The following is a 26220-nucleotide window of genomic DNA, read 5'->3' as shown; positions in this document are numbered from 1 at the left end:
TTCGGGGGTCTGTCAGGCTCCCGGCCATGCTCCTGCGGCCCTGGCGGCTGATCCCGTGGGTCGTGGTGCTCGGGGCCGCCGTCGTGCTGTGGTCCGCGCACGTGCCGCTGCCCGGCGGGCGGAGACTGGACACCGTCACGCCGTTCGCGCAGCTCCTGGCGGCCCGGCCTCTGGGCGTGGTCGTGGCGGCGCTGCTGGCCCTCGTGGGGCTGGGGGTCGCCCAGCGGCGGCGGCGCGGCGTCCTGGCCCCGCTGGCCCTGCTCGTCGTGGCGGTGGGGGCCGGGCTCCAGATCGCCCCGCGCGCAGTGTCGTCCGGGGAGCCGCCGCCGTCGGGCGGCCGGCCCGTCACCGTGGTCACCGCCAACGTCCTCCTGTCCCGGGTGGAGCCCGCGGCGATCGTCGCCCTCGTCCGCCGCACCGGGGCCGACGTGGTCGCGCTCCCGGAGGCGAACGCCCGCACCGCGCGGAGCTACGCCCGGGCGTTGGGCGCCGCCGGGGGCGAGGAGTGGCGCACGTGGTCGGACCGCGGGCACGCCGACGACGACCCGTCCGCGGGCCCGACGTCGATGCTCGTCCGCGCGGTGCTCGGACCGGAGCGGCTGGCCGAGCCGCGCGCACCCGCAGGCGCCCACGGCGGCGTACGGGTCCGCCTGACCCGCGGCGCCGGGGGTCTGGCGGGCACCGTGATCGCCGCCGTGCATCCGCGCCCGCCCTACCCCGCGGCCACGCAGGCGGAGTGGCGCGCCGACCTGCTGGCGCTGCGGCCGCTGTGCACGACGGCGGACGTGATCGCGGGCGACCTGAACGCCACGCTCGACCACTCCCCGATGCGTCAGGTGCTCGGGGCGGGCTGCCGGGACAGCGGCGCGGAGACGGGCCAGGGGCTCCGGGCGACGTGGAGCGGCGGCCCGCTGGGCTGGCTGCGCCCCACGATCGACCACGTCCTCACCGGTCGCGGCCAGCGGGCGTTGCAGAGTGGCGTCGTCGGGGTCCCGGGCAGCGACCACCGCGCCGTCTGGGCGCGGGTCGTCAGACGCGAAGCAGGGTGACGGCGGGCCCCGGGACCTCGGCGTCCTCGGGCAGCTGCAGGTCGACCGCGGTGCCGGGCGAGAGCGGGCGCACGGCGAAGGTGCCGCCTGCGTCCTCGACGCGCCGCTGGATCGACCGCAGGCCGATGTGGCCGTCGTCGGCCGCGCGGTCCGCAGCGGCGATGCTCAGGCCGATCCCGTCGTCGCTGACGGTGACGCGCAGCCAGCCCGTCTCGGAGCGGGAGACGAGCACGGCGGCGGAGGAGGCGTCGGCGTGCTTGCGGACGTTCGTGAGCAGCTCGTTGACGACGCTGACCACGAACGGGTCGTGGGCGCTCGAGGTGTGGGCGCCCACGGTGACCTCGATCGGCGGCCCCCCGTTGCGCTGCGTGGCCTCGGCGGCCTGCCCCAGCGCCGCGGCGAGGCCGGCGTCGCGCAGGACGGCGTCGTAGAGGTCGGTGTTCAGGTCCCGCAGGGCGGTGACCGCGAGGCGCAGGGTGGAGAGCGTCTCGCGCAGGTCGAGGTCCTCGCCCTCCAGGTGCTCCTCCAGGTCCTGGTGGGCGGCGATCACCATCTGCAGCGGGCCGTCGTGCAGGCGGACGGCGACGTCCTCCTGCTGGCGCCGCTCCCGGCGGACGAGCTCGTCGAACATCTCGGCGCGGGCCCGGGCGAGCTCGAGCTCGAGCACGGACTCGCGGCGGCGGGAGACGACGGCGGCCAGCGCCACGGCGACGGCCATCGCGTAGATCACGAGGAACCCGAGGGCGGTCTCCGGGCCCGTCCCGCCCCGGAGCGCGTCGGGCATCGCCGCAACCACGTAGGCCAGGGCGCCCAGACCCATGAGCAGCGGCAACCGGCGCTGCTCCGCGTAGGCCCAGATCGTCGGCGATGCCAGCATCGCCCAGCGCACGGGCGAGTCCGCGCCGCCCGTCGCGAGCAGGGCCACGCTGATCATGCCGATGTCGACGAGCGCGACGCTCGTCCCCAGGTACGGACCGACGTTCTCCATCCGCCGGTCCGCGCGGACCGCCGCGAGGGTGCTGATCGCGACCCACGAGAGCGCCACGCCGAGCATCGGCCACCCGGTCCACGGCCCGCCGTTCAGCGCGAGCAGGATCGCCCCGGTGCCCACGACGACGAGGCGCGCGGCCAGCAGGGCGGGCAGCGCGGTGAGCGAGGATCGTTGGGGGATGCGGGAGGACAGAGACGCAATATCCGCCCCGCGCGTATCGGGGCCGGATCAACCGGGGATCGTCCGCGTGGCGACCCCTCGCCGCCCGGGAAACCCGGAGGAGCGGGGACCGCGCGGTCCGTGCCCCTGCACCTACCCAACGGTAGGACCGCGCCACACCTGACTTCCGGCGGACGTCGTGGACGACGCCCGCCCGCGGCCCGGGCCGGCGCCCGGCCCTCAGGCCTTGAGCACCCCGACCCGCAGCTCCTGCTCCTCGACGTCGGCGGAGTGGTGCTGGGCGCCGACGCGGCCGTACTCGACCTCGACGGCCAGCGTCTCGCCCGTCACGTACGCCTCGTGCTCGCGGGCCGAGGCCAGGAGCTCCTCCGCGCCGTCGAGGGTCAGGCGGATGCGGTCGGTGATCTCGAGGCCCGCGGCCTTGCGCGCCGCCTGGATCGCGTGGACGACCTCGCGGGCCAGCCCCTCACGGCGCAGCGCGTCGTCGATCTGCAGCTCGAGCGCCACGGCGTGCGAGCCCTCGCGCTCGAGCTGGTAGCCCTCGAGCGGCTCCATGCGCAGCAGCAGGTCGTCCTCGCTCAGCTCGTGGTCGGCCCCGTCGATCGTGATCCCGACCGTGCCGCCGGCGCGGACCGTCGCCGCGGCGCGCGCGGGGTCCAGGCCGGCGACGGCCTCGGCGACCTGCGGCATCGCCTTGCCGAAGCGGCGGCCGAGCGTGCGGTAGTTCGGCTTGATCTCGTACGAGCCGAGCTCGTCGGCGTTGTCCACGAACCGCAGCTCGTGCACGTTGAGCTCGTCGCGGACGATGTCGCTCAGGCGCTCGATCGCCACCCGCTCGCGGTCGGCGGCCACGACGACGGCCTCGTGCAGCGGCTGGCGGACCTTGAGCTTGGACTGCCCGCGGGCGCCCAGGCCGAGCTGCACCGTCTCGCGCGCCGTCTCCATCGCGGCCTCGAGCTCGAGGTCGCGGGGGCCGGCGGCCGGCCAGTCGGTCAGGTGGACGGAGGGCTCGGTGCCGTCGAGGTTGTCGTAGATCTCGTCGGCCACGAACGGCGTGAACGGGGCCAGCAGCTGGGAGACCGTGAGCAGGCACTCGCGCAGCGTCGCCAGGGCGGCGGGGTCGCCCTCCCAGAACCGCCGGCGCGAGCGGCGGACGTACCAGTTGGAGAGGTCGTCGACGAAGGACGCGATCGCGCGACCGGCGAACGTGACGTCGAAGGCCTCGAGCCGCTCCGTGACCTCGGTCGTGGTCGCGGACAGGCGCGAGCGGATCCAGCGGTCCATGAGCGCGCTGGGCGACTCGTCGCCGAGCCCCTCGTCGGCCGTCGACGCGCGGGAGTCGGCCGCGGCGTTCTCGTACATCACGAGGAACCCGTACGTGTTCCACAGCGTGCGCAGGAACAGCCGCACGCCCTCGCCGATCGCATCGGTGGAGAAGCGGTAGCCGTCCCACGGCTGCTTGCTCGTGAAGAAGTACCAGCGGAACGCGTCGGCGCCGTAGCGGTCGATGACGTCCCAGGGCACCACGATGTTGCCCTTGGACTTCGACATCTTCTGGCCGTGCTCGTCCAGGATCAGGCCGAGGCAGACGACGTCGCGGAACGGCGGCGTCGGGTTCAGGGCGGTGCCGGAGGCGGTGAGGGTGGCGGTCCCGCCACTGCCGTCGCCGTCGCCCGGGGCGGTGTCGCCGTCGACGGCGCGGCGCTCGGCGCCCGCGGGCGCGTCGACGCCCGCGAGCTCGCGGTCGACCGCCGTGGCGGCCCCCTCGTGCGGCGTCGCGGGCAGCGCGCGGACCGTCGTCGGGGTGGCGCGCACGGTGCCGTCGGCGTCGGGCGCGTCGGGCTGCTGCAGCAGGGTGGCGATCGCCAGCAGGGAGTAGAACCAGCCGCGGGTCTGGTCCTGCGCCTCGCAGATGTAGTCCGCGGGCCAGCGGCCGGCGGCCTGGGTCTCCTGCAGCGTCTGCCCGCGTTGGGCGAACGGCATGGAGCCCGAGTCGAACCAGACGTCGATGACCTCGGGGACGCGCCGCATCGTGCCGGAGCAGCCCTCCTGCCGGCAGGCGAAGGTCAGCTCGTCGACGTAGGGCCGGTGCGGGTCGGGCAGCTCCTGGCCCGAGAGCTCCTGGATCTCGTCGAACGTGCCGACGCAGTGCAGGTGGTCGCAGCCCTCGTCGTCGCAGCGCCACACGGGCAGGGGGGTGCCCCAGTACCGCTCGCGGGAGAGCGCCCAGTCCACGTTGCCCTGCAGCCACTTGCCGAAGCGCCCCTCCTTCACGTGCTCGGGGTGCCACGTGACCTGCTCGTTCGCGGCGACGAGGCGGTCGCGGATCTTCGACGTCGCGATGTACCAGGACGGCTTGGCGTAGTAGAGCAGCGCGGTGCCGCAGCGCCAGCAGTGCGGGTAGGAGTGCTCGTAGGGCTTGCCGAGCCACAGGGCGCCGGAGCGGCGCAGGTCCTCGACGAGCTGGTCGTCGACGTCCTTGACCTTCTGGCCGGCGTAGTCCGTGATCCGCTCGTCGTAGCGGCCGTCGAGCCCGACGGGGTTCTGGATCGTCAGCCCGGCCTCGGTGCCCAGGGCGTAGTCGTCGGCACCGAAGGCGATGGCGGTGTGGACGACGCCCGTGCCGTCGTCGGCCGTGACGAAGTCGGCGGGGAGGATCGTGTTGCCGCGGGGACCCCAGTCCTCCGGGGCGATGTAGCCGAAGGGCGGCGTGTAGCGGGCACCCGTGAGCTGCGCACCCGTCAGCGTCTCGAGCACCTCGTACTCGACGCCGCTCGGCACGGGCGCGTTCTCCGGGCCCGGCTTCGTCGTCGGGATCACGCGGTCCAGGAGCGCCTTGGCGAGCACGACGACCTCGGGCTCGGCCGGGGCGGCGTCGCCCTTCGGGATCGCCTCGGAGCGCGGGCGGCCGGTGACCCGGACGCGGACGTACTCCAGCTCGGGGTGCACGGCGAGCGCCGCGTTGGCCACGAGCGTCCACGGGGTCGTCGTCCACGCGAGCAGCGCGTCGCCGGGCTGCAGGGCCGAGTCGCCCGGGTCGACGACGGGGAAGCGGACGTACGCCGAGGTGTCGACGACGTCCTGGTAGCCCTGGGCGACCTCGTGGCTCGAGAGCGCGGTGCCGCAGCGGGGGCAGTATGGGACGACGCGGTGGCCCTCGTAGAGCAGCCCCTTGTCGTTGATCTGGCGGATCGCGCCCCACACCTGCTCGACGTAGGACGGATCGAGCGTGCGGTACGCGTCGTCCAGGTCGACCCAGTAGGCGATGCGCTCCGTCAGCGCGTTCCAGTCCTCGAGGAACTCGAACACGGAGTCGCGGCAGCGCTGGTTGAACTCGGCGATGCCGTAGGCCTCGATCTCGGCCTTCGAGGACAGCCCCAGCTGCTTCTCGACGGCGATCTCGACGGGCAGGCCGTGCGTGTCCCAGCCGCCCTTGCGCTCGACGAGTCGCCCGCGCATCGTCTGGAAGCGCGGGAAGATGTCCTTGAACGCCCGGGACAGCACGTGGTGGCTGCCCGGGCGGCCGTTCGCGGTCGGCGGGCCCTCGTAGAAGACCCACGGCTTCGCGTCTTGACGGCGACGGACGGACTCGCGGAACACGTCGCGCTCCCGCCACCGCCCCAGGATCTGCTCCTCCAGTGCGGGGAACGACTGGTTCGGGTCGACCGGGCGGCGTGACATGGACCGTGCATTGTCGCAAGGTGCGGCGGCGGACCGCGACGGGGCGCCGGGTGGGCTCGGATCGCCGACGGTCGCCGCGGCCGTCCGCCGCGCCCCCGGCCGCGGCGACCGTCGGCCGTACACTCGGCCGATGGCGAAGGTGTTCGACGAGATCGACGCGCGGCTGCAGGAGTGGATCGGCCGCCAGGCGCTGTTCTTCGTCGGCTCCGCGCCGCTCGCGGCGGACGGCCACGTGAACGTGTCGCCGAAGGGCCCGATCGGCTCGCTGCGGGTGCTCGGCCCGCACCGCGTCGCGTACCTCGACATCAGCGGCAGCGGCGCGGAGACGATCGCGCACGTCCGCGAGAACGGCCGCATCGTCGTGATGTTCTGCGCCTTCGAGGGTCCGCCGCGCATCGTGCGCCTCCACGGCACCGCCGAGGTGCTGTTCCCGGAGGACCCCGCCTACGCGGCGCTGCTCGCCGAGGGTGGGTTCGACGACGCGTCGATCCCGGAGGCGCGGCGCTCCATCGTGGTCGTCGACGTGACCCGGGTGAGCGACGCGTGCGGCTACGGCGTCCCGCTGATGACCCTCGACGGGCACCGGGAGCATCACGCGCTGAGCTCGGCGAAGCAGCTGCGGGTGAAGGGCCCGGAGGCCGTGGAGGCCGCCCGGCGCAAGCGCGGTGCCCGCAGCCTCGACGGACTCCCCGCACTCGACCGCTGAGCCGGGCCGGCGGCGTCACGCCGGCCTTCGCATCCCCGGCCTGGCGAGACCGCGCCGCCCGCCCTACGCCGGGCCGGCCGTCTCCGGCGCCAGCACGGTCTCCATCGCCTCGGCGACCAGGAGGGCGTCGTCCGCGCCGCGGGGGCGCTTGAACAGATAGCGGATCCCGCGCGAGCTCCCGTGGGCCACGGAGAGGTCGGCGTAGTGGATGTCGGTGCGCAGGATCTCGCTGCCCACGAGCTCCCAGCCCAGGTGGCCCACGGAGTTCATGGCGGCCAGGGGCTCCGTGGACGGCGGCAGGTCGTAGGCCTCCTGCGTCGGCCAGCTGATCCGGATCGCGGTGCTCCCGCCGTCGTCCGTCCGGGTGCACTCCATCGTCATGTACTCCCACTGCAGCATGGGGCGGAACCTACTCCCGGCTCCCGCGCGGGTCGAGGCGCGATGCGCCGCGTGGCGTCTCGGGGGCACGCCCCGGAGAACACGGCGCCCGGTGCGTGCGGGTTCCGGGGCGTCGCTCAGCGGCCGCGGCGGATCCGCACGCGGTCGTCCCCGTCCTCGTCGTCCAGCACCTGCAGCAGGCGGGAGCGGGCGACGAGGGGCGCGGGGTCGAGGCGCTCGACCCCGGTCTGCCGGCCCGCGTCGAGCGGGCCGTGGAAGTCGAGGACGGGCAGCTCGCCGCCGACCGCGCGCTGGGCGGCGAAGACGAGCCGGCCCAGGCGGTCGAGGGGGACGGTGCGGCCCGAGAGGACGAGCGCCGCGGGGGCGATCCGGCCCACGGCCCGGCCCAGCTCGGTGGCCTGCAGCTCGGCGCCGACGGCGATCGGCAGGACGCCGGCGCGGCGCAGCGCCAGGTCGAGGGCCTGCACGCGCAGCGCGTCGACCGAACCCGAGGCGCTGCCGTCGAGGAGGAGGACGACCTGCGGGCGGTGCGCGGGCGGGGCCGTGCGCGTGGCGGCCGCGAGCCACCGCTGCGCCCAGCGCCAGCCGAACGCGTACTCGACGGACCCTGGCCCGTCCCGGTCGAGCCCGTCGATGGCGGGCAGCAGCACCTCGTCGACGGAGCGCTCCAGGGAGCGCAGGTGCAGCGACTCCTCGACCACGTGGTCGGCCTGCGCCTCGTCGAGCCGCCGCAGCGCGCGTCGCAGCCGGTCGACGGGCGAGAGCCGCTCACGCTCGGACCGACCGCCGCGGCCGCGGTCGGCGAACGGGTCCTCCGGGGCGTCCTGGGCGTGGTCGCGCCGGGCCATCGCCACGGCGGTCGCGGCGTCGGGGGCGCGCTCGATCGCCTCGCGCAGTGCCTCGATCTCGCCCAGGTCGTACTGCCGGTGCCCGCCGCCCGTGCGTTGCGGGGTCGGGAACCCGTAGCGCCGCTCCCACGCACGGAGCGTGCTGGCGGAGACGCCGAGCAGCTCCGATGCAGCCGTGGTGCGGATCGCGGTCATGAGCCGACGATCGTCCGGCACGTGGCGCCCCGGCACAAGCGCGGCAACGCGACGTGCGGCGGGGGCGCCGGTACCGTCCGGCGCGTCGTAGCCCTGCGGAGCCGTCCTCATGCGCGACGATGCACGCGTGAGCAGCGGTCAGGCAGGCGACGACGACACCGTCGAGGACGCCGGGCGCACCGTCATGGCACCGGGCGGGGACGTGCTGCTCGTCCCGGACGCCGAGGGTACGTGGTCGGGCGAGGGGCCGGCCGGACGGGGACGAGGCGACGTGGAGACCGTGCTGCGGGCGTGCGCACGGGACCCCGACCCCGAGTGGGTGGCGACCGTGAGCACGGCGCTCGAGCACGAGGCGGCTCGCGGCCACGGAGACGGGCGCGCCGCGCTGCTGGTGAGCCGGGGCACGGACGAGGTCCGCTTCCACGTGACGCGGTCGGCCAACCGGGAGTCCGTCCTGCGCCACGGCCTGGACCCGCGCCGGATGACCCTGCCGGGCATCGCCGGCAACCCGGAGCCGGAGTGGGACGGCGTCTTCCTCGGCGACGAGGGCGAGGAATCCTGGTTCCGCACCTTCGTCGAGGAGGAGACCGACGTCTGGGCGGTCGACGTCCGCGGCCTCTGGCTCGTGTCGGACCCGTCCTCGAGCGGTGGGCGCGACGACCGGTGGGTCATCGTTCCCGGGCGGGTGCCGCCCGAGCGCCTCGCGCTCGTCGCGGCCGGCGGCGACGCGGGTCGCGGCGGCGACGTCGACGACCAGGCCGACACGGCGGAACTCGTGGCGGGGAGCTACGAGCTGTTCGTCGGCGAGCCGGACCCGGGCGAGTGGGGACCGCGCCCGATGGCGAGCGAGGTCGACCCCCGGCTCGTGCAGCGCCTCGCGGTCTTCCGGCGCCCTCGCCGGCACGACGACGCGCTGCCGCCCGACGCCGCCCGGATGCTGGGTGACAGCGGACTGGGGGCCAACCCGGCCCTGGCTCGCAAGGCCCGGGACGCGCCGGACGGATCGCCCCTGTTCCTCGTCCCGGGCACGGACGCGATCCACCTCGTCGGCCGGGGCGGATCCGGGAGCGGTGACGACATCGACCACGCGCTGACCGGCGAGGGCATCGGGTTCGAGGACTGCGTCGGCCCGCGGGGCGGGCGCATCCTCGGGCTGCTGCCGGATGACGCCTCCGACGTCACGGTGACGCTCGCGGACGGGGCGGTCGTGCCGCTCGCCGTCGAGGGCAACGTGTACGCGTACGACTTCCTCAGGGAAGCGCGGGCCGTGCCGCAGCGCGTGGACCTGCGCCTCGGCGGCGTGTCGGTGCGGCTCGATCCGCCGATCCCCGACGACTTCGTGCGGACGCGGTGCGGCCCGCCGGGGTGGCACGAGGCGCGCTAGAAGCCGTTGGGCGACGGCTCCGACCTCGTTCTGCGGGGCCGGGCACAGGGGGTGAGCTGTGGCTCTCGCGCGTTCTGAGGTGCCGTCGTCGCGCAACGAACGTTGCCGGATCGTCTCAATACCGTTTGCCGTTCTTGTTCAATAGATCAGGACGTTCGTGTTCAGTAGCGGGGCGTTCCCTGCTACGGTCGGCGCGATGCCTGCGCTCGCACCGTACGAACGCCGGATCGTGGACGACGAGCTCGACGAGCTGCTGACGGCGCTGCCGGCCGTCGCGATCGAAGGGCCGAAGGGCGTTGGGAAGACGCGCACGGCACTCGAACGGGCGCGGACGGTGCATCGCCTGGATGACCCGGCGGAGCTGGCCGTCGCCCGCGCCGACCCGGCGCGCTTGCTGGACGGGGCTCGGCCGATCCTCTTCGACGAATGGCAGCGGTTCCCGCAGGTGTGGGACCTCGTCCGCCGCGCCGTCGACGACGGCGCCGAGCCGGGGAGCTTCCTCCTCACGGGCTCCGCCGTCCCGGACCCGCCCCCGACGCACTCCGGTGCCGGCCGGATCGTCGCGGTGCGGATGCGGCCCCTGTCCCTCAGCGAGCGGCTGGGGACGGCGACGGTCAGCCTGTCAGCGTTGCTCCGGGGTGGCCTGGAATCCGTTGCCGGAAGGACGGACGTCGGCCTGGACCGGTACGCCGAGGAGCTCCTGGCGCCCGGCCTGCCAGGCCTCCGGCACCTCCCCCCGGGGCGTGCGCGACGCAGCAGCCTGCAGGCCTACGTCGACCGGGTCGTCGATCGCGACATCCCGGACGAGGCGGGCGTCAAGGTCCGCAACCCCCAGGCCCTCCGCCGCTGGATCGCGGCGTACGCGGCGGCATCGTCCACCACGGCGACGTTCGAGACGCTGCGCGACGCGGCCACCGCCGGCCACGCGGACAAGCCGGCGAGGAACACGGTCACCACGTACACCGACGCCCTGGCGCGGGTCTGGCTGGTCGACGACGTACCGGCGTGGATCCCGAGCGGCAATCGGCTGCGTGAGCTGGGCCACGCCCCCGTCCGCCAGCTCGCCGACCCGGCGCTGGCCGCTCAGCTCCTGGGCGTCGACGCGTCGACGCTGCTCGCGGGCGGCAGCGGCGGCCCGGACGTCGTCCGCGACGGCACGCTGCTGGGCGCGTTGTTCGAAAGCCTGGCCACCCTTTCGGTGCGCACGTACGCGGCTCAGTCCGAGGCGCGCGTGAAGCACCTGCGGACGCAGCGCGGTCGCCAGGAGATCGACCTCATCGTGGAACGTGCCGACGGGGCGATCGTCGCGATCGAGGTGAAGCTGACGGCCACGCCGTCGCCGGGCGACGAGCGGCACCTCGTCTGGTTGGAGCGGCAGCTGGGCGATCAGGTCCTCGACCGCGTGATCGTGACCACGGGCGTCGAGGCCTACCGGCGGAGCGACGGTATCGCCGTGGTGCCGCTGGCGCTCCTGGGGCCCTGAGGTCGCCCGCCGACGCCGCGCGGTCAGCGGGCGGCGCCGTGTCTCAGCCGGCCGCGACGGCCTCGGGGGCCGCCGAGGTCCAGACCGTGACCGTGTCGGCCGTGTGCGTGTGCAGCCGCGCCGGGCTCTCGGCGCCGAAGTCGACCTCGACCGCGTCGTCGTCGCGCGCGGTCACCGTGCCGCCGAGGCCCAGGCGCAGGCCCGCGGCGTGCAGGTCGCCGAGGACCTCGGGGCGCTCGTTCTCGAACCGCAGGACGGTCACGCGGCCGCCGACGGGGACGTCGGCCAGGCGGGTGCCGCACTGCACGCGGTTGCCGGCGGCGATGGGGTGGCCGTGGGGGCAGGTCGTCGCCCCGCCGATCGCCTCGCGCATGCGGGCCGCGACGGCCGGGCTCATGGCCTGGTCGATCTTCTCCGCCTCGGCGTGCACCTCGTGCCACGGGATGTGCAGCACGTCGGTGAGGAACCGCTCGACCAGCCGGTGGCGGCTCGCGGCCTCGCGGGCCACGGCCATGCCGTCCTCGGTGAACGAGATCCGCTTGCGCTCGTCCCGCTCGATCAGGCCGTCCGTCTGCAGCCGGCGGACCATCTCGTGCACCGTCGGGGCGGAGAGCCCCATCTCGCGCGCGACGTTCGCGGCGGTCAGCGGCCGTCCCGCCTCGTGGAGGTGCAGCAGGGTCTCGAGGTACTCCTGTTCCGCGGGGGTCACGTCGCGCATCACTCCCTGATTGTAGGGCCTTAAAACAAGGCGCGGGGGGCCCTGCGGGGGCTCGGCGGTCCCGTCCTTCCCGGGCGCCCGGGGAGAAAGCTGCAGAGGGCGCCCCGACCGGAGGTAGGATCGCGCCATCGCCGTCCCAGCCGCCAACCAGCCCGGCGACGCGCGCCGGGACACCCCGCTGTCGGATCCGCTCCTGACCGTGCGGGTCGGGGGGCGTCTCGTGCCGCTGTCGGACGCCGACGGCAGGCTGCTGGGGTTCCGCCGCGTCGAGCGCGACGGGCGGGCCTCCGTGGAGCTGCGGGTGCCCGCGTGGATCGTCGCCCGCCACGAGGAGCTGCTGGCCCCCGGGGAGGACCGGGGTGACCCACCCGGCGGCGACGCCCACCCGGGCGTGGCGGGCGTCGTCGTCTCGCGCGCCGCCGACGGGGCCACGCACCTGTCCATGGCGACCAGGACCGCCGCCGAGAACGGTGAGGACGTCCTGCTGCGCGAGGCCGAGGTCGTCACCCGCTCGGGCAGCTGGGAGCTCGACGCCCGGACGGGTGCCCTGCGGTGGTCGGCCAACCTGCGCCGGATGTTCGGGCTGACGGCCGACGACGGCGAGCCCGACGTCGAGACCGCCGCCCGGGCCCTGATCCACCCGGCCGATCAGGAGCGCTTCATGCGCGAGATCAGCGGCATGCGGGAGCACGGTGTCCTGGACCCGCTGCGCTACCGGATCGTCGTCTACGGCCGCATCCGCCACATGCATGCGACGCTCGGGGTGGTCGAGCGCGGCCCCGACGGCCGGCCGGTGCGCCTCGTCGGCGCGGTCCGCGACGTCACGGAGCAACGCCAGGCCGAGCAGCAGGTGGCGGCGCACGTCGCCGTCTCGGAGGCGCTGGCCGTCTGGGACGGGCTCGAGCCGGGCGCCGAGCGGCTGCTGGCGGGGCTCGCCGAGGCCCTGGACGCCGTGGGCGGCGTGCTCTGGACGGAGGAGGACGACGCCCTCGTCGCCCGGGTGCTGTGGCACGACCCGGCGTGGGATCACGAGGCGTTCTGGGCGGCCACGCGGGACGCGCGCCTGCGGCGCGGGCAGGGGGTGGCGGGGACGGCGTGGCAGACGGGCGAGCCGGTCTTCGACCACGACGGCAGCATCATGCGCCGCGGGCCGCGGCGTGCCGCCGCCGCCGCTGCCGGGATCGTGGCGGACCTCGCCATCCCCGCGCTCGTCGGCGACGAGGTCGTGGCGGTCGTGGAGCTCCCGCTCCACGAGGACGGGTTCCTCACGGACCGCCTCATGCGGTCCCTGGTCGGCATCGGGCACGAGATCGGGCAGTTCCTCGGCCGGCGCCGCGGGCTTCTCGGCGCCTCGCGCCTCTCGGCCCGGGAGCTCGAGGTGCTGCAGCTGACGGCGCGGGGGCTGACGACGCAGCAGGCGGCGGACGAGCTGTTCATCAGCGCGGCGACCGTGAAAACCCACCTCGCGCACATCTACGTGAAGCTGGGCGCGACGGACCGCGCCGCGGCCGTCGCGAACGCGATGCGCCTCGGTCTCATCGCCTGAGCACGCCGGAGCGGACGAACGGTCGGAATCTGTCCTCCTCGGCCCCGCCCGAGGTTAGGGTGTACGCATCGTCCCGTCGCCGTCACAGCCACGGAGCGACGCTCCCGAGGAGGCCGCGCCGGCGGACGGGCCCGTGACGGTCCGAACCGGCGGTCGGCTCACGCGGACGGCGCCCGGGGACGAGCGACTCGTGGGCTTCCGGCGGACGGAGCGGCACGGACGTCCGGCGGTCGAGCTGCGGATCCCGAACTGGGTGTTCGAGCGCCAGGAGCAGGAAGATCCCGCGGCGAGCGGACGGGCGGAGGTGGACCCCGAAGCGGCGGGCGTCCTCGTCTCCCGCCCGGGCGACGACGCGACGCACCTGACCGTGACCTCCCAGGCCGACGCGGTCGACCAGGAGGGGACCCTGCTCCGCGAGGCCGAGGTCGTCACCCGGTCGGGGAGCTGGGAGCTGCACGCGGACACGGGGGAGCTGCGGTGGTCGGCGAACATGCGGCGATTGTTCGGCCTGGCCCCGGGGGACCCCCAGCCCGACGCAGAGACGGTCGCCGCGCTCGTCCATCCCGCGGACGGTGCTCGCATCCACGCCGCGATCGAGGCGATGCGGGAGGAGGGCACGCTGCGGCCGATGCGGTACCGGGTCGTCGTGGACGGCCGGGTGCGGCACCTGCGCGGGATCCTGGGGGCGGTCGAGCGCGACGCGGCGGGCCGCCCGGTCCGGTTCGTCGGCGCCGTCCGCGACGTCACGGAGCAGTGGGAGACGGACCAGCAGGTCGCGGCGCACATGGCGGTGTCCGAGGCGCTGGCCGCCTGGGACGGGCTGGAGCCGGGGGCAGAGCGCCTCCTGTCCGGGCTCGCCGAGGCGCTCGACGGCGCGGGCGGCGTGCTGTGGACGGAGGAGGACGACGCGCTCGTCGCCCGCGTGGTCTGGGCCGACCCGTACGTCCCGCTCGAGGCGTTCTGGGCCGCGACGCACGAGGCCCGCCTGCGGCGCGGGGTCGAGGTGGCCGGCGCGGCGTGGGCGCGTGGCGAGCCGGTCTTCGACCCCGACGGCACGATCATGCGCCGCGGCCCGCGGCACGCGGCCGCCCGGAAGGCGGGGCTGCCCGCGGTGCTCGCCATCCCCGCGCTCGCCGGGGGCGAGGTCGTGGCCGTGGTCGAGGTGCCGCTGCGCGAGGACGGCCACGTCACGGAGGGGCTCATGCGCTCGTTGCGGGGCCTCGGCCACGAGATCGGCGAGTTCCTCGGGCGCCGCCGCGGGCTGCTCGGCGCGGCGCGCCTGACCGCGCGGGAACTCGAGGTCCTGCAGCTCACCGCGCGGGGGCTGACGACGCAGCAGGCCGCCGCCACGCTGTTCATCAGCGCCGCCACCGTCAAGACCCACCTCGCGCACATCTACGCGAAGCTCGACGCGTCGGACGCCGCGGCGGCCGTCGCCAGCGCGATGCGCCTCGGCCTCATCGCCTGAGCCTCTTCGGGACTGCCCGTCCGGCCTCCGTCGGCCCTCTCCGTCCGGCCTTCCGCCGGACCCGCCGCCGACGCGTTGCCGGCCGGCCCCGCCAGACCTCCGACGACTGCGCCGTCCCGACGGGGGCGGTCCCGACCGCCGCCGTCCTGGCGCGGTCGGGATCCGCACGCCCTGCGCAGTCCGGTGGCCCCTGGGCCCTTTGGTGCCGGCCTCCCGTGTTCATCGGGTCTATGTCGTGTTATCGCGGAGAGAATTTCCCCCACGGCCCGAAATCGCTGTTAGACATCCGATCAATGCTGCAGCACGACGCTCCGCCGCCGGTGACCGGGACCACGATCGTGGGCCTCGAGACCATCGACGTGCGCTTCCCGACCTCGCGCGCCCTCGACGGCTCGGACGCGATGAACCCGGATCCGGACTACTCCGCCGCCTACGTCGTCCTACGTACGGACGCCGAGGACGGCCTGGAGGGCCACGGCTTCGCGTTCACCGTCGGCCGCGGCAACGAGGTCGAGGTCGCGGCGATCGAGGCGCTGCGGCCGCTCGTCGTCGGCCTCTCGGTCGACGAGCTGCTGGCCGACCTCGGCGGGTTCTGGCGCAGCCTCGTCGGCGACACGCAGCTGCGGTGGCTCGGGCCGGAGAAGGGCGTCGTCCACATGGCGACGGCCGCGGTGGTCAACGCGGTCTGGGACCTCTACGCCAAGCGCGAGGGCAAGCCGTTGTGGAAGCTCCTGGCGGACATGACGCCGCAGGAGCTCGTCGACGTCGTCGACTTCCGCTACATCGAGGACTTCATCACCCCCGCCGAGGCGCTGGCGCTCCTGGAGGAGCGGGCGGGCGGCCGGGCGGAGCGCGAGGAGCTCCTGCGCGCCGAGGGCATCCCGGCGTACACGACGTCGGCCGGCTGGCTCGGGTACTCCGACGACAAGCTCCGCCGCCTCGTGGGCGAGGCGCTCGATGAGGGGTTCACCCACATCAAGCTCAAGGTCGGCGCGAGCCTGGAGGACGACGTCCGCCGCTGCCGCATCGCCCGCGAGGCGATGGGTCCCGAGCACCGCCTGATGGTCGACGCGAACCAGGTCTGGGGCGTCGACGAGGCGATCGACTACGTCGCGCAGCTGCAGCCCTTCGACCTGCTGTGGATCGAGGAGCCGACGAGCCCCGACGACGTCCTCGGGCACGCCCGGATCGCGCGGGCCGTCGCCCCGATCGGCGTGGCGACGGGCGAGCACGTCCAGAACCGCGTGATGTTCAAGCAGCTGCTGCAGGAGGACGCGATGGCCTTCTGCCAGATCGACGCCTGCCGGCTCGGCGGCGTCAACGAGGTCATCGCGGTGCTGCTCATGGCCGCGAAGGCCGGCGTGCCCGTCTGCCCGCACGCCGGCGGGGTCGGGCTCTGCGAGCTCGTGCAGCACCTCGCGGCGTTCGACTTCGTCGCCGTCGGCGCGAGCTTCGACAGCGCGGTCGTCGAGTTCGTCGACCACCTCCACGAGCACTTCGTCGACCCCTGCGAGGTCCGCGACGGGCGCTACGTCACGCCGTTGGCCCCCGGGTACAGCTCGGAGATCCGCCCGGAGTCGCTCGCGGCGCACGCGTTCCCCGGCGGCTCCGTGTGGGCCGACGCGGAGGCGGCACGATGAGCGACCTCGACGGCCTGCGGGTCCTCGTCACGGGCGGCGCCTCGGGCATCGGCCTGGCGACCGCTCTGCACCTGGAGGCGCGCGGCGCCCGGGTCGTCGTGCTCGACCGCGACGTCTCGGGGCAGCCCGACCGCGCCTGCGTGCAGGCCGACGTCTCCGACGCCGCGGCCGTCGACCGCGCGGTCGGCGAGGCGGCCGAGCTGCTGTCCGGCCTGGACGTGCTCGTCAACAACGCGGGCATCGGCGCCCAGGGCACCGTGGCGGACAACGACGACGCCGAGTGGCATCGCGTGCTCGACGTGAACGTCGTCGGCATGGTCCGCGCGAGCCGCGCGGCGCTGGGCCACCTGCGCGCGTCGGACCACGCGGCGATCGTGAACGTCTGCTCCATCGCGGCGACCGCGGGGCTGCCGAACCGGGCGCTCTACTCCGCGAGCAAGGGCGCGGTGCTCTCGCTGACGCTGGCGATGGCCGCCGACCACGTCCGCGAGGGGATCCGCGTGAACTGCGTGACCCCGGGGACGGCGGACACGCCGTGGGTCGGGCGCCTGCTCGACGCGGCCGCCGACCCGCAGGCCGAGCGCGCGGCGCTCGAGGCGCGCCAGCCCACGGGCCGACTCGTCTCGGCCGACGAGGTCGCCGCGGCGATCGCGTACCTCGCGAGCCCCGCGGCCTCGGCCACGACCGGGATCGCGCTGGCCGTCGACGGCGGGATGCAGGGGCTGCGGTTGCGCCCGCGCGAGGACTGAGGGACCCCGGCGGCGGCGACGCCCCGGGAGCGCCGCGCGACGCGGCGGAGGGTCTGGAGGAGCCCGGCGGCGGAAGCGGCCAGCGGTCGCACCGCGCCGGGGGGAGGGAAACCACGGAGAGAGGAACACCGAATGCGCGTACGGAAGACACTGGGCACGATCGCGAGCCTGACGGCCATCGCCCTGGCAGCGACGGGCTGCGGCAGCGGCGGCGAGGACACGAGCAACGCGGGCGCCTCCGGCGGCTCGGGCGGCGGCGGCAAGGTCGGCGTCGAGCTGCCGCTGCTGACCTCGCCGTTCTGGCAGGCCTACAGCGCCTACGTCCCGGAGAAGGCGAAGGAGCTCGGCGTCGACGCGCTCCCCGCCGTCAACGCCGACGGCAAGCCGGCCCAGCAGATCACGGACATCCAGAACCTGCTGAGTCAGGGCATCAAGGGCCTCGTCGTCGCCCCGCTGGACAGCGCCGCCATCGGCGCGGCCCTCAAGCTCGCCGAGCGCAAGGACGTGCCCGTCGTCAGCGTCGACGTGGCGCCCGAGAAGGGCAAGGTCGCGATGGTCGTGCGCGCGAACAACGTCGCGTACGGCCAGAAGGCCTGCAAGTTCCTCGGCGACGAGATCAAGTCCGGCAAGGTCGTCCAGATCATGGGCGCCCTGTCCTCCATCAACGGCCGCGAGCGCTCCGAGGCGTTCCGCGACTGCATGAAGCAGGACTACCCGGACATGGAGGTCCTGCAGATCCCCGCCGACTGGGAGTCGGAGAAGGCCGCGGCCGGGCTCGAGAGCCTCTACGCCCAGAACCGCGACATCAAGGGCATCTACATGCAGGCCGGTGGCGTGTACCTCGCCCCGACGCTGCAGACCCTGAAGCGCGCCGGTGCCCTGAAGAAGGCCGGCGAGAAGGGCCACATCACGATCATCTCCAACGACGGCATCCCGCAGGAGCTCGACGCGATCCGCGCCGGCACCATCGACGCCACGGTCTCGCAGCCGGCGGACACGTACGCGCAGTACGGGCTGGACTACCTCAAGCGCGCCATGGCGGGCGAGACGTTCAAGCCGGGCAAGACCGACCACGACAGCACGATCGTGAAGCTGCCCAACGGCAACCTCGAGGACCAGCTCCCCGCGCCGCTCGTCACGAAGGAGAACGTGGACGATCCGGCGCTGTGGGGCAACACGAAGAGCTGACCCGGACGTCGCGATGAGCACCGCATCCATCACCGAGGGCGCGCCGGCCGCCGGCGCGCCCGCCGGGCTCCCGGTCGTGGAGGCCGTGGGCATCACGAAGCGCTACGGCCCGGTCGTCGCGCTGGACGACGTGCGCCTGCGCGTCGAGCCCGGCGAGTCGCACGCGCTCGTCGGCCGGAACGGCGCCGGCAAGTCGACGCTCGTGAAGATCCTCACGGGACTGGGCCGCCCCGACGCCGGGACCGTGCGGTTCGCGGGCGAGGACGCCCCCGCGCTCACGGACCGCGCCGCGTGGCAGACCCGTGTCGCCTGCGTCTACCAGCACTCGACGGTCGTGCCCGGGCTGACCGTGGCCGAGAACATCTTCCTCAACCGCCAGGCGCCGGCCGGCCGGCGGATCCGCTGGGGACGCCTGCGCGCCGAGGCGCGCGAGCTGCTGGACCGCTGGCGCGTCGACGTCGACGTCGACGCGATCGCGGGCGACCTCACCGTCGAGGCCACCCAGCTCGTCGAGATCGCCCGGGCGCTGTCGTTCGGGGCGCGCTTCATCGTGCTCGACGAGCCGACCGCGCAGCTCGACGGCCGCGCCATCAACCGGCTGTTCGAGCAGATGCGGGTGCTGCAGGCCGAGGGCGTCACGTTCCTCTTCATCTCGCACCACCTCGCCGAGGTCTACGAGGTCTGCCAGGCCGTGACGGTCTACCGCGACGCGCGGCACATCGTCACCAGCCCGGTGGAGGAGCTCGACAAGGCCGCGCTGATCGACGCGATGACGGGCGAGCCGGGCGGCCTGACGCTGCCGAGCCCCCGCGTCGGCGCCGGGGAAGGCAAGCCGGTCGTGCTGCAGGCCAAGGGGCTCACGGCCCCGGAGTTCGCCGGGATCGACTTCGCGCTGAAGGCCGGCGAGGTCGTCGGGATCGCGGGCGCCAGCGGCAGCGGCAAGGTGGCCCTGGCGGAGACGCTCGCGGGCCTGCGCAAGCCGGAGGCGGGCACCGTCGAGGTCGACGGCCAGCCGCTGCGCGGCGGAGGGGTCCGAGAGGCGCTGAAGGCCGGCGTCGGATTCGTCCCGGAGGACCGCCACCGCCAGGGGATCGTCCCCGAGCTCTCGGTGGCGGAGAACGCGTCGATGACGATCGCGGGCCGCCTGGGCCCCGGACACGGGTTCATCTCGCCCGCGAAGCAGCGCGCCTGGGCGCGCGAGCGGATCGAGGCGCTCGGCATCGTGACGGCCGGCCCCGACCAGCCCGTCGAGGGCCTGTCGGGCGGCAACCAGCAGAAGGTCGTGATGGCGCGTGCACTCGCGTCGGACCCGAAGGCGCTGGTGCTGATCAACCCCACGGCCGGGGTCGACGTGAAGAGCAAGGAGTCGCTGCTCGGCATGGTCGACCGCGTGCGGGACACGGGGACGGGGGTCGTGATCGTCTCGGACGAGCTCGACGACCTGCGGCCCTGCGACCGCGTCGTGGTGCTGCACAAGGGCACGCTGACGGCGGAGCTCCAGGCGGGATGGCAGGACGGCGCGCTCGTCGCGCACATCGAGGGAGTGGAGGAGACCCATGAGTGAATCGGCTTCGACGATCACGGCCCCGGCCGCGGTCCACGGGACACCGCCGGCGACGCCGCCGCAGACCGGGGGGACGGATCGCCCGCGCTCGGCGCCGCGCCTGGCGCGCTACCGCGACCTGGCCCTCGTGCCGGCGCTGGTCGTCATCCTCGTCGTGGGCGGCCTGATCAACGGCACGTTCCTGACGGGCAACAACCTGCTCAACGTCCTGGGGGCCGCGTCCGCGCTGGCGCTCCTGGTGCTCGCCGAGACGCTGATCCTGCTCACGGGCAAGTTCGACCTCTCGCTCGAGTCGACCGCCGGGCTGGCCCCCGCGCTCGGGATCATGCTCGTGATCCCCGCGGCCGCCGCCGGGTTCGGCACGGAGCTGCCCGTATGGGTCGGCATCGTGGTGATCCTGCTCGTGGGCGCCGTCGTCGGCGTGATCAACGGGTTCCTGACCGTGAAGCTCGGGCTCAACGCGTTCGTGGTCACCCTCGCGATGCTCACGATCCTCCGCGGCGTGCAGGTCGGCACGACGGAGGGCAAGACGCTGTTCGACGCCCCGGAGGCGTTCTTCACGATCGGCTCCGGCACGTTCGTCGGGGTGCCGATCTCGGCCTGGATCGCCGGCGTGGCGTTCCTGATCGCCGGGCTCGTGCTGCGCTACCACCGCGCGGGCCGCGCGCTCTACGCCATCGGCGGCAACGCCGACGCGGCGCGCGCCGCGGGCATCCGCGTCGATCGCATCGCGTTCTTCGTCTTCGTCATCGGCGGCATGCTCGCGGCGCTGGCCGGCCTCGTGCTCGCGGGCCGCATCGGCGCGATCGACGCGAACCTCGGCGACGGCATGATCTTCACCGTGTTCGCCGCGGCCGTGATCGGCGGCGTCAGCCTCGACGGCGGACGCGGCACGATCTTCGGCGCGCTCTGCGGCGTGCTGCTCTTGTCGATGGTCGACAACCTGCTCACCCTGGCGCACGTCGAGCCGTTCTGGATCAAGGCGATCTACGGCGGGATCATCCTCTTCGCGCTCATCCTCTCCCGCATCACCAGCGGGCGGAGCCAGGCGTGAGGGTCGCCCTGCACACCCGGCTGAAGCCCGGCGCCGAGGAGGAGTACGACCGGGCCCACGCCGAGCTCTCGGGCGAGCTGCCCGCGGCGATCCGCGCGGCCGGGGTGCAGGAGTGGACGATCTGGCGCAGCGGCCTCGAGCTGTTCCACGTCGTCGAGTGCGACGACTACGCCGCGATGCTCGCGCAGCTCGCCGACCTGCCCGTCAACGTGGCGTGGCAGGAGCGGATCGGCGCGCTGCTCGCCGTGCGCCACGAGTACGGCCCGGGCGGCGACGCGCAGACCCTGCCCGTCGTGTGGAGCCTGTGATGGAGGCCCGCACCCTGGGCCGCACCGCCGTCCCCGTGACGGCGCTGGCGCTCGGCACCGCGCCCCTGGGCGGGATGTTCCGGCCCGTCCCCGAGGACGACGCCCGCGCCACGGTCGACGCGGCCTGGGACGCCGGCGTGCGCACCTTCGACACCGCCCCGCAGTACGGCGCCGGGCGGGCCGAGGAGCGGCTCGGGACGGCGCTGCGCGGCCGTCCGCGCGACGAGCTCGTCGTGTGCACGAAGGTCGGCCGGCTCGTCGTCCCCCGCGACGAGGGCGAGGGCGGGGGCGTCGGGATCTTCGCCGACACCCGGGGACGCGGAGTCGCGTTCGACTTCTCCGCGGACGGCGTGCGCCGCTCCCTCGAGGCCAGCCTGGAACGGCTCGGGCTCGACCGCGTCGACGTCCTGCACGTCCACGACCCGGACGACCACCTCGACCAGGCGATCGCCGAGGCGCTGCCCGCCCTGCTGGAGCTGCGCGACGAGGGCGTGATCGGGGCCGTCGGGGCCGGGATGAACGCCGCCGGCCCGCTGGCGCGGATCGTGCGCGAGACCGACGTCGACTGCGTGCTCCTGGCGGGGCGCTACACGCTGCTGGACCGCTCGGGCGCCGACTACCTGCTCCCGCTCTGCGCCGAGCGCGGCGTCTCCGTGATCGCCGCCGGCGTCTTCAACAGCGGGGTGCTGCTGGACCCCCGGCCCGGGGCCACGTTCGACTACGCGCCCGCGTCGGACGACGTCCTGGCGCGCGCCGCGCGGATCGGCGAGCGCTGCGCTGCCCACGGCGTCGCCACGGCCACTGCGGCGATGCGGTTCCCCCTGCGGGACCCCGCGGTGGCGTCGGTGCTGATCGGCGCGCGCTCCGCCGACGAGGTCCGCGCGAACGCCGCGGCCTTCGCCGCCGACGTGCCCGAGGCGCTGTGGAAGGAGCTGCGCCCGCTGTCGCACCCCGACGGGGCCCGCGCATGATCGACGCCCACGTGCACCTGTGGGACCCGGCCGAGCGGGAGTACCCGTGGATGGGTCCGGAGGTCGGGGAGCTCGCCCGCCGCTACGGCCTCGACGACCTGCGCGGCGCACTGGCGTCCTCCGGCGTCACCGCGACCGTGCTCGTCCAGGCGACGGGCAGCGCGGAGGAGACCACGGCGCTGCTGGCCACGGCCGGCGCCTCGGACGGGCTGATCTCGGGCGTCGTCGGCTGGGCCGACCTGCAGGACTCGGCGCTCCCCGAGCACCTCGCGGCCCTGCGGGCCGGACCCCACGGCGCGCTGCTGCGCGGCGTCCGCCACCAGGTCGAGGACGAGCCCGATCCCGCCTGGCTCGAGCGCCCCGCCGTGCTGCGGGGCCTGCGCGCCGTCGCCGACGCGGGCCTGACCTTCGACGTGCTCGTGCGCCCCGACCAGCTCGCCTCCGCGGCGCGGGCCCTTGCGGCGACGCCGGGCCTGCGGGCGGTCCTCGACCACGGGGGCAAGCCGCCGCTGCAGGGCGACCTCGACGCGTGGTGGCACGGCGTCGACGCGCTGGCCGCCCTGCCGGGCGTGGCGTGCAAGCTCTCCGGGATGGGGACGTTGACGGGCTCCCAGGCGTCGTGGGACGCCGCCGCCCCGTGGGCCGCCGCGCTGCTCCGGAGGTTCGGGCCGGAGCGCTGCATCGCCGGGAGCGACTGGCCCGTCTGCACGCTGACGGCGGGGCACGCCGACGCGCTCGCCTTCGTGCGCGCGACCGTCGCCGGACTGCCGGAGGCCGAGCAGGCCGCGGTGCTCGGCGGCAACGCTGCGGCGTTCTACGGCGTGTCCGGCGGCGCCTGACCGGCGTCGGCCGGCGGCTCCTGGGAGAGGTCCACCGCCGGGCCCGCCGCCTGCAGCCACTCCTCGACGCCCGCGACGTGCGCGGTGGCCCAGGCGTGCGCGAGGTCCGGGTTGCGGCGGCGCAGGGCGGAGAACAGGGCCTCGTGCTCGCGCGCGGTGCGCTCGATCGCGTCGGCCTGCGTCACGCCGCGCCACACCCGCGCCCGGCTCGTCCGGCCGGAGAAGCTCTCGAGCAGCGACGCGAGTACGGGGTTGCCGGAGGCGGCCGCGATCGTGCGGTGGAACGTGCGGTCGTTCTCGACGAGGTCCTCGACGGTGTCGAACGTGCGCATCTCCTCGATCAGGCCGGCGAGCGTCTCGAGCTCGTCGTCCGTGATGTGCTGCGCCGCCAGCGCCGTGGCGGCGGCCTCGAGGACCCGCCGGACCTCGAGCACCTGCAGCACCGTGTCGGCCTGGTGCAGGTCGGCGACGAAGGCCATCGTCTCGAGCAGCACGTCGGGGGAGAGGCTCGTGACGTACGTGCCGTCGCCCTGGCGCGTCTCGAGCAGCCCGATCAGGGAGAGCGCGCGCACGGCCTCGCGCAGCGAGTTGCGCGACAGGCCGAGCCGGGCGGCCAGGTCGGACTCCTTGGGCAGGCGATCACCCGGGCCGAGCTCGCCCCCGATGATCATCGCCTTGATCTTCTCGATCGCCTGGTCCGTGACACTCATGCTGAAAGAGACCTCCGAGGTCTGGAGGCACCCTATCCGGACGCGACGGCGGCGTGGGGCGGATGTGGCCCCGAATCATCCGATGTCTGGCTTGACACCGTGCGTCCCCGCCGCAGATACTGGCGGCCGGAGCGCGGGAGCGCCGTCCCCGCGGCCCCGCCGCGGCGGCGGGCGGCCCGCCGGCCCGCGGCCGACCGTCGCGGGCCCCGACGGACCACCATCGGAGGACGACGCATGCGGTACAGCACGATCGAACATCAGGGAGCCCCCCACGTGGTCGTCCACGAGCCCGAGGGCCCGCGGCTGGCCTCGGGTGGCGCGGGGCGCACGCTGTCCGACATCCTGGCGCTGCCCGAGGCGGAGCGTCAGGCCGCGCTCGCCCCCGGCGGGCCCGTGGCCGACGACGCGGCGGTGCTGGCTCCCCTGCGGCCGGCGTCCATCGTCTGCATCGGCCTGAACTACCTGGACCACATCCGGGAGACGGGGATGGAGCGCCCGACGCGCCCCCTCGTGTTCACGAAGCTGCGGTCGAGCATCATCGGGCCGACGGACACGATCCGCATCGATCCCGCGATCACCGAGCAGGTGGACTGGGAGGTCGAGCTCGGCGTGGTGATCGGCCGGCCGACCACGCGCGTCGCCGTCGAGGACGCGCTGGACGCCGTCTTCGGCTACACCGCGGCCAACGACGTGTCGGCCCGCGACGTGCAGTTCGCCGACGGCCAGTGGGTGCGCGGCAAGAGCCTCGACACGTTCTGCCCGATCGGCCCCGTCGTCGTGACCCCGGAGGAGTTCGGCGACCCGCAGGCGGCGACGCTGCGAACGCGGATCGACGGCGAGACCGTCCAGGACTCGTCGACGGCGGAGATGCTCTTCGGCGTGGCCGAGCTGATCTCGTTCTGCTCGCACTCCTTCACGCTGCTGCCCGGCGACCTGCTGCTGACGGGCACCCCGTGGGGCTGCGGCGCGTTCCTCGACCCGCCGCGCTACCTGCGCTCGGGGGAGACGCTCGAGACCGAGGTCGGCGGCATCGGCACGCTCCGCAACCCCGTGGTCGTGGGCTGAGCGGGCGCGCCTTCGGGGCGCGCCGCCTCAGGCGGGACGGGTGCGCTGCGAGCCCGGCTCGAGGGCGAGCCACTCGCGCAGCGCGTCCTCGGCGCCGCCGGCGCTGCCCCGCAGCTCGTGGACGAGCCGGTCGCTCGTCTCCTGCAGGCGCGCCACGGCGCCGCTGATCGCCGCGAGCGAGGCCTGCGTGTCCGTGTCGAGCTCGTCGGCGCGGTCGGCGAGCATGTCGCAGTGGGCGCGCATCACGGTCAGCGGCGTGCGCATGTCGTGGGCGGTCGTCGAGATGACGAGGGCCTGCAGGCGGCCGAGCTCCTCGAGGCGCGCGGCCATCGCGGCGGCACCGGCGGCCGCGTCGGCCGTCATGCGGGCGAGGTCGGCGGGCGAGGGGTCGCCCCCGGGCCCGGTCGCCGGGGCGGCCGACGGGGCGGAGAGGAGGGAGATGTCGGCGGAGGAGGCGAGGAGCATGGTTCGGGGCGGGACGGGGACGCGTCTCGGACAACAAAGATGGCGCCGCCGGGTGGCGATGCGCGGTCCGTCGTGCGTCGATTCGGTATCGACGCGTTCCGTTTCTCAGCCGCGTCCCGCCGGGCCGGCCCGCCGTCGACCGGCGGCCCGCACCGGCAGCCCGCTCAGGCGGCGGCGCGGCGCGGGTCGGCCGCGACGATCGCGGCGGCGAGCTCGTCCATGGTCGCCGCGATGTCGACGGTGGCCGCGGCCCCGGCGCGGCCCGCGTCGTGGCGGTCGGCGTCGGGCCACGGGGTGCGTACGACGATCGCCGCGTGCGGCAGGTCGCCGTGCAGGTGGCGGGCGACGGCCAGGCCGTTCGTCAGCCCGACGAAGCGGTCGACCACGACGACCTCGGGGGTCAGCAGCGCGGCGTCCTCGATGCCCGTCACCGGGTCGGAGGAGGCGCCGGCGACGACGATCCGTCCGGTCGCGCCGAGCGCCCCGGCGATCACCCGCGGCCCGGGGCCGAGGTTGCCGAGCAGCAGGAACGCGCGGACGGGCGCGGCCCGCGGCCCGGCGGCCCCCTCGGGCGTGCCCGCGGAGGGCTGACCGCCGTCCCGCAGGAGCGCGCCGTCCAGCGCGGCGATCGCGACGTCGGCGGGGCCGGTAGGCGCGGCGCGGCGCCCCGTCGCGGCGTCGGCGGGGAGGACGGAGCGGCTGCCGGGCACACGGCGAGCACCCGGCCGGCCGGCCGGCGCGCAGGTGCCCAGGACGGTGTTCAGGAGGGTGCGGCGGCGCCCACGGGCGCGGTCGGCGACGGACGAGGACGTGGTCATGGTCGGCGCGTCCGCGACGCCGGTGCCGGGGTCATTGCTGCAGGATACGCAACTTCGCAGCCTTTGCAAGTTTCGGGTGACTGAATCCGCGGGGGTGAACGCTCGAGGGTCGCTTCACGGGAGAGCGCGCGGCCCCGGAAGCGTCAGGCCGGTGCGGGCGGTCGCGGTCGACGCAGTGCCGGACGGGTGGCGCGGCGAACC

At 74.9% G+C, this 26220-nt stretch carries 23 protein-coding genes; 15 read left to right on the top strand and 8 right to left on the bottom strand.

What is annotated here, in order from left to right; translation table 11 throughout:
* On the top strand, window positions 1-1049 hold a 1049-nt coding region (locus tag F593_RS0118520; RefSeq protein ID WP_211216187.1), incomplete at its 5' end, for an endonuclease/exonuclease/phosphatase family protein.
* Here the strand turns inward: F593_RS0118520 and F593_RS0118515 are convergent.
* Window positions 1030-2160 (bottom strand): sensor histidine kinase, encoded by a 1131-nt coding sequence (locus F593_RS0118515; RefSeq protein ID WP_022930236.1) that lies wholly within the window; start codon window positions 2158-2160, stop codon window positions 1030-1032. The genes F593_RS0118520 and F593_RS0118515 overlap by 20 nt on opposite strands.
* A gap of 279 nt (window positions 2161-2439) precedes the next feature.
* Window positions 2440-5901, bottom strand: a complete 3462-nt coding sequence (gene ileS / locus F593_RS30965; protein ID WP_051160584.1) for an isoleucine--tRNA ligase — start codon at window positions 5899-5901, stop codon at window positions 2440-2442.
* Window positions 5902-6031: 130 nt separating this feature from the next.
* Here ileS and F593_RS0118505 point away from each other — a divergent pair, with 130 nt between their 5' ends.
* Window positions 6032-6607 (top strand): pyridoxamine 5'-phosphate oxidase family protein, encoded by a 576-nt coding sequence (locus F593_RS0118505; protein WP_028721805.1) that lies wholly within the window; start codon window positions 6032-6034, stop codon window positions 6605-6607.
* Between the two features lie 63 nt (window positions 6608-6670).
* On the opposite strand, the gene F593_RS28805 is transcribed toward F593_RS0118505, so the two are convergent.
* A complete protein-coding gene (locus tag F593_RS28805) occupies window positions 6671-7006 on the bottom strand; it encodes a hypothetical protein (protein ID WP_022930234.1) in 336 nt (111 codons plus the stop codon).
* Window positions 7007-7122: 116 nt separating this feature from the next.
* Window positions 7123-8049: a MerR family DNA-binding transcriptional regulator gene (locus F593_RS0118495; RefSeq protein WP_022930233.1), complete on the bottom strand. Its 927-nt coding sequence runs from the start codon at window positions 8047-8049 to the stop codon at window positions 7123-7125.
* 127 nt (window positions 8050-8176) lie between these two features.
* Here F593_RS0118495 and F593_RS26570 point away from each other — a divergent pair, with 127 nt between their 5' ends.
* Window positions 8177-9433, top strand: coding sequence for a hypothetical protein (locus F593_RS26570; protein WP_157251964.1), 1257 nt, complete (start codon window positions 8177-8179; stop codon window positions 9431-9433).
* Window positions 9434-9629: 196 nt separating this feature from the next.
* Window positions 9630-10916 carry an ATP-binding protein gene (locus F593_RS0118485; protein WP_022930231.1) on the top strand — a complete coding sequence of 429 codons (1287 nt, stop codon included), beginning with the start codon at window positions 9630-9632 and terminating at the stop codon, window positions 10914-10916.
* A gap of 43 nt (window positions 10917-10959) precedes the next feature.
* Here F593_RS0118485 and F593_RS28800 read toward each other — a convergent pair whose 3' ends face one another.
* Complete coding sequence (locus tag F593_RS28800) at window positions 10960-11634, bottom strand: metal-dependent transcriptional regulator (protein WP_084630198.1); 675 nt, start codon at window positions 11632-11634, stop codon at window positions 10960-10962.
* 220 nt (window positions 11635-11854) lie between these two features.
* Here F593_RS28800 and F593_RS31305 point away from each other — a divergent pair, with 220 nt between their 5' ends.
* From F593_RS31305 to F593_RS0118430, 10 genes are all read left to right on the top strand, one after another.
* Window positions 11855-13180, top strand: coding sequence for a helix-turn-helix transcriptional regulator (locus F593_RS31305; RefSeq protein ID WP_022930229.1), 1326 nt, complete (start codon window positions 11855-11857; stop codon window positions 13178-13180).
* A 133-nt stretch (window positions 13181-13313) separates the two neighbouring features.
* Window positions 13314-14648, top strand: coding sequence for a LuxR C-terminal-related transcriptional regulator (locus tag F593_RS30070; protein WP_022930228.1), 1335 nt, complete (start codon window positions 13314-13316; stop codon window positions 14646-14648).
* 293 nt (window positions 14649-14941) lie between these two features.
* On the top strand, window positions 14942-16288 hold the full coding sequence (locus F593_RS0118465; protein WP_022930227.1) for an L-fuconate dehydratase: 1347 nt from the start codon (window positions 14942-14944) through the stop codon (window positions 16286-16288).
* Window positions 16285-17037 carry an SDR family NAD(P)-dependent oxidoreductase gene (locus F593_RS0118460; protein WP_028721803.1) on the top strand — a complete coding sequence of 251 codons (753 nt, stop codon included), beginning with the start codon at window positions 16285-16287 and terminating at the stop codon, window positions 17035-17037. Before F593_RS0118465 ends, F593_RS0118460 begins: the two co-directional genes overlap by 4 nt.
* 132 nt (window positions 17038-17169) lie before the next feature.
* A complete protein-coding gene (locus tag F593_RS0118455; protein WP_022930225.1) occupies window positions 17170-18225 on the top strand; it encodes a sugar ABC transporter substrate-binding protein in 1056 nt (351 codons plus the stop codon).
* A gap of 13 nt (window positions 18226-18238) precedes the next feature.
* A complete protein-coding gene (locus tag F593_RS0118450; protein WP_022930224.1) occupies window positions 18239-19789 on the top strand; it encodes a sugar ABC transporter ATP-binding protein in 1551 nt (516 codons plus the stop codon).
* Window positions 19782-20843: an ABC transporter permease gene (locus F593_RS0118445; protein WP_022930223.1), complete on the top strand. Its 1062-nt coding sequence runs from the start codon at window positions 19782-19784 to the stop codon at window positions 20841-20843. The genes F593_RS0118450 and F593_RS0118445 overlap by 8 nt, the downstream gene beginning before the upstream one ends.
* Window positions 20840-21151 (top strand): L-rhamnose mutarotase, encoded by a 312-nt coding sequence (locus F593_RS0118440; protein WP_022930222.1) that lies wholly within the window; start codon window positions 20840-20842, stop codon window positions 21149-21151. The genes F593_RS0118445 and F593_RS0118440 overlap by 4 nt, the downstream gene beginning before the upstream one ends.
* Window positions 21151-22122 carry an aldo/keto reductase gene (locus F593_RS0118435; RefSeq protein ID WP_022930221.1) on the top strand — a complete coding sequence of 324 codons (972 nt, stop codon included), beginning with the start codon at window positions 21151-21153 and terminating at the stop codon, window positions 22120-22122. The genes F593_RS0118440 and F593_RS0118435 overlap by 1 nt, the downstream gene beginning before the upstream one ends.
* Complete coding sequence (locus tag F593_RS0118430; protein ID WP_022930220.1) at window positions 22119-22961, top strand: amidohydrolase family protein; 843 nt, start codon at window positions 22119-22121, stop codon at window positions 22959-22961. Before F593_RS0118435 ends, F593_RS0118430 begins: the two co-directional genes overlap by 4 nt.
* Here F593_RS0118430 and F593_RS0118425 read toward each other — a convergent pair.
* Window positions 22937-23671, bottom strand: a complete 735-nt coding sequence (locus tag F593_RS0118425) for a FadR/GntR family transcriptional regulator (RefSeq protein ID WP_022930219.1) — start codon at window positions 23669-23671, stop codon at window positions 22937-22939. The genes F593_RS0118430 and F593_RS0118425 overlap by 25 nt on opposite strands.
* Before the next feature lie 234 nt (window positions 23672-23905).
* Between F593_RS0118425 and F593_RS0118420 the strand changes: the two genes are divergently transcribed.
* On the top strand, window positions 23906-24736 hold the full coding sequence (locus F593_RS0118420) for a fumarylacetoacetate hydrolase family protein (RefSeq protein WP_084630189.1): 831 nt from the start codon (window positions 23906-23908) through the stop codon (window positions 24734-24736).
* Between the two features lie 27 nt (window positions 24737-24763).
* Here the strand turns inward: F593_RS0118420 and F593_RS0118415 are convergent, their stop codons facing one another.
* The gene (locus F593_RS0118415; RefSeq protein WP_022930217.1) at window positions 24764-25201 is read right to left on the bottom strand and encodes a histidine kinase dimerization/phospho-acceptor domain-containing protein; all 438 of its coding nucleotides are present in this window, start codon (window positions 25199-25201) and stop codon (window positions 24764-24766) included.
* Between the two features lie 164 nt (window positions 25202-25365).
* Window positions 25366-26019 (bottom strand): response regulator, encoded by a 654-nt coding sequence (locus F593_RS0118410; protein WP_022930216.1) that lies wholly within the window; start codon window positions 26017-26019, stop codon window positions 25366-25368.
* Window positions 26020-26220: the final 201 nt, after the last annotated feature.

Source organism: Patulibacter americanus DSM 16676 (genome assembly GCF_000420025.1).
GTDB lineage: Bacteria > Actinomycetota > Thermoleophilia > Solirubrobacterales > Solirubrobacteraceae > Patulibacter > Patulibacter americanus.
This window is presented reverse-complemented; position numbering and strand designations above follow the sequence as displayed.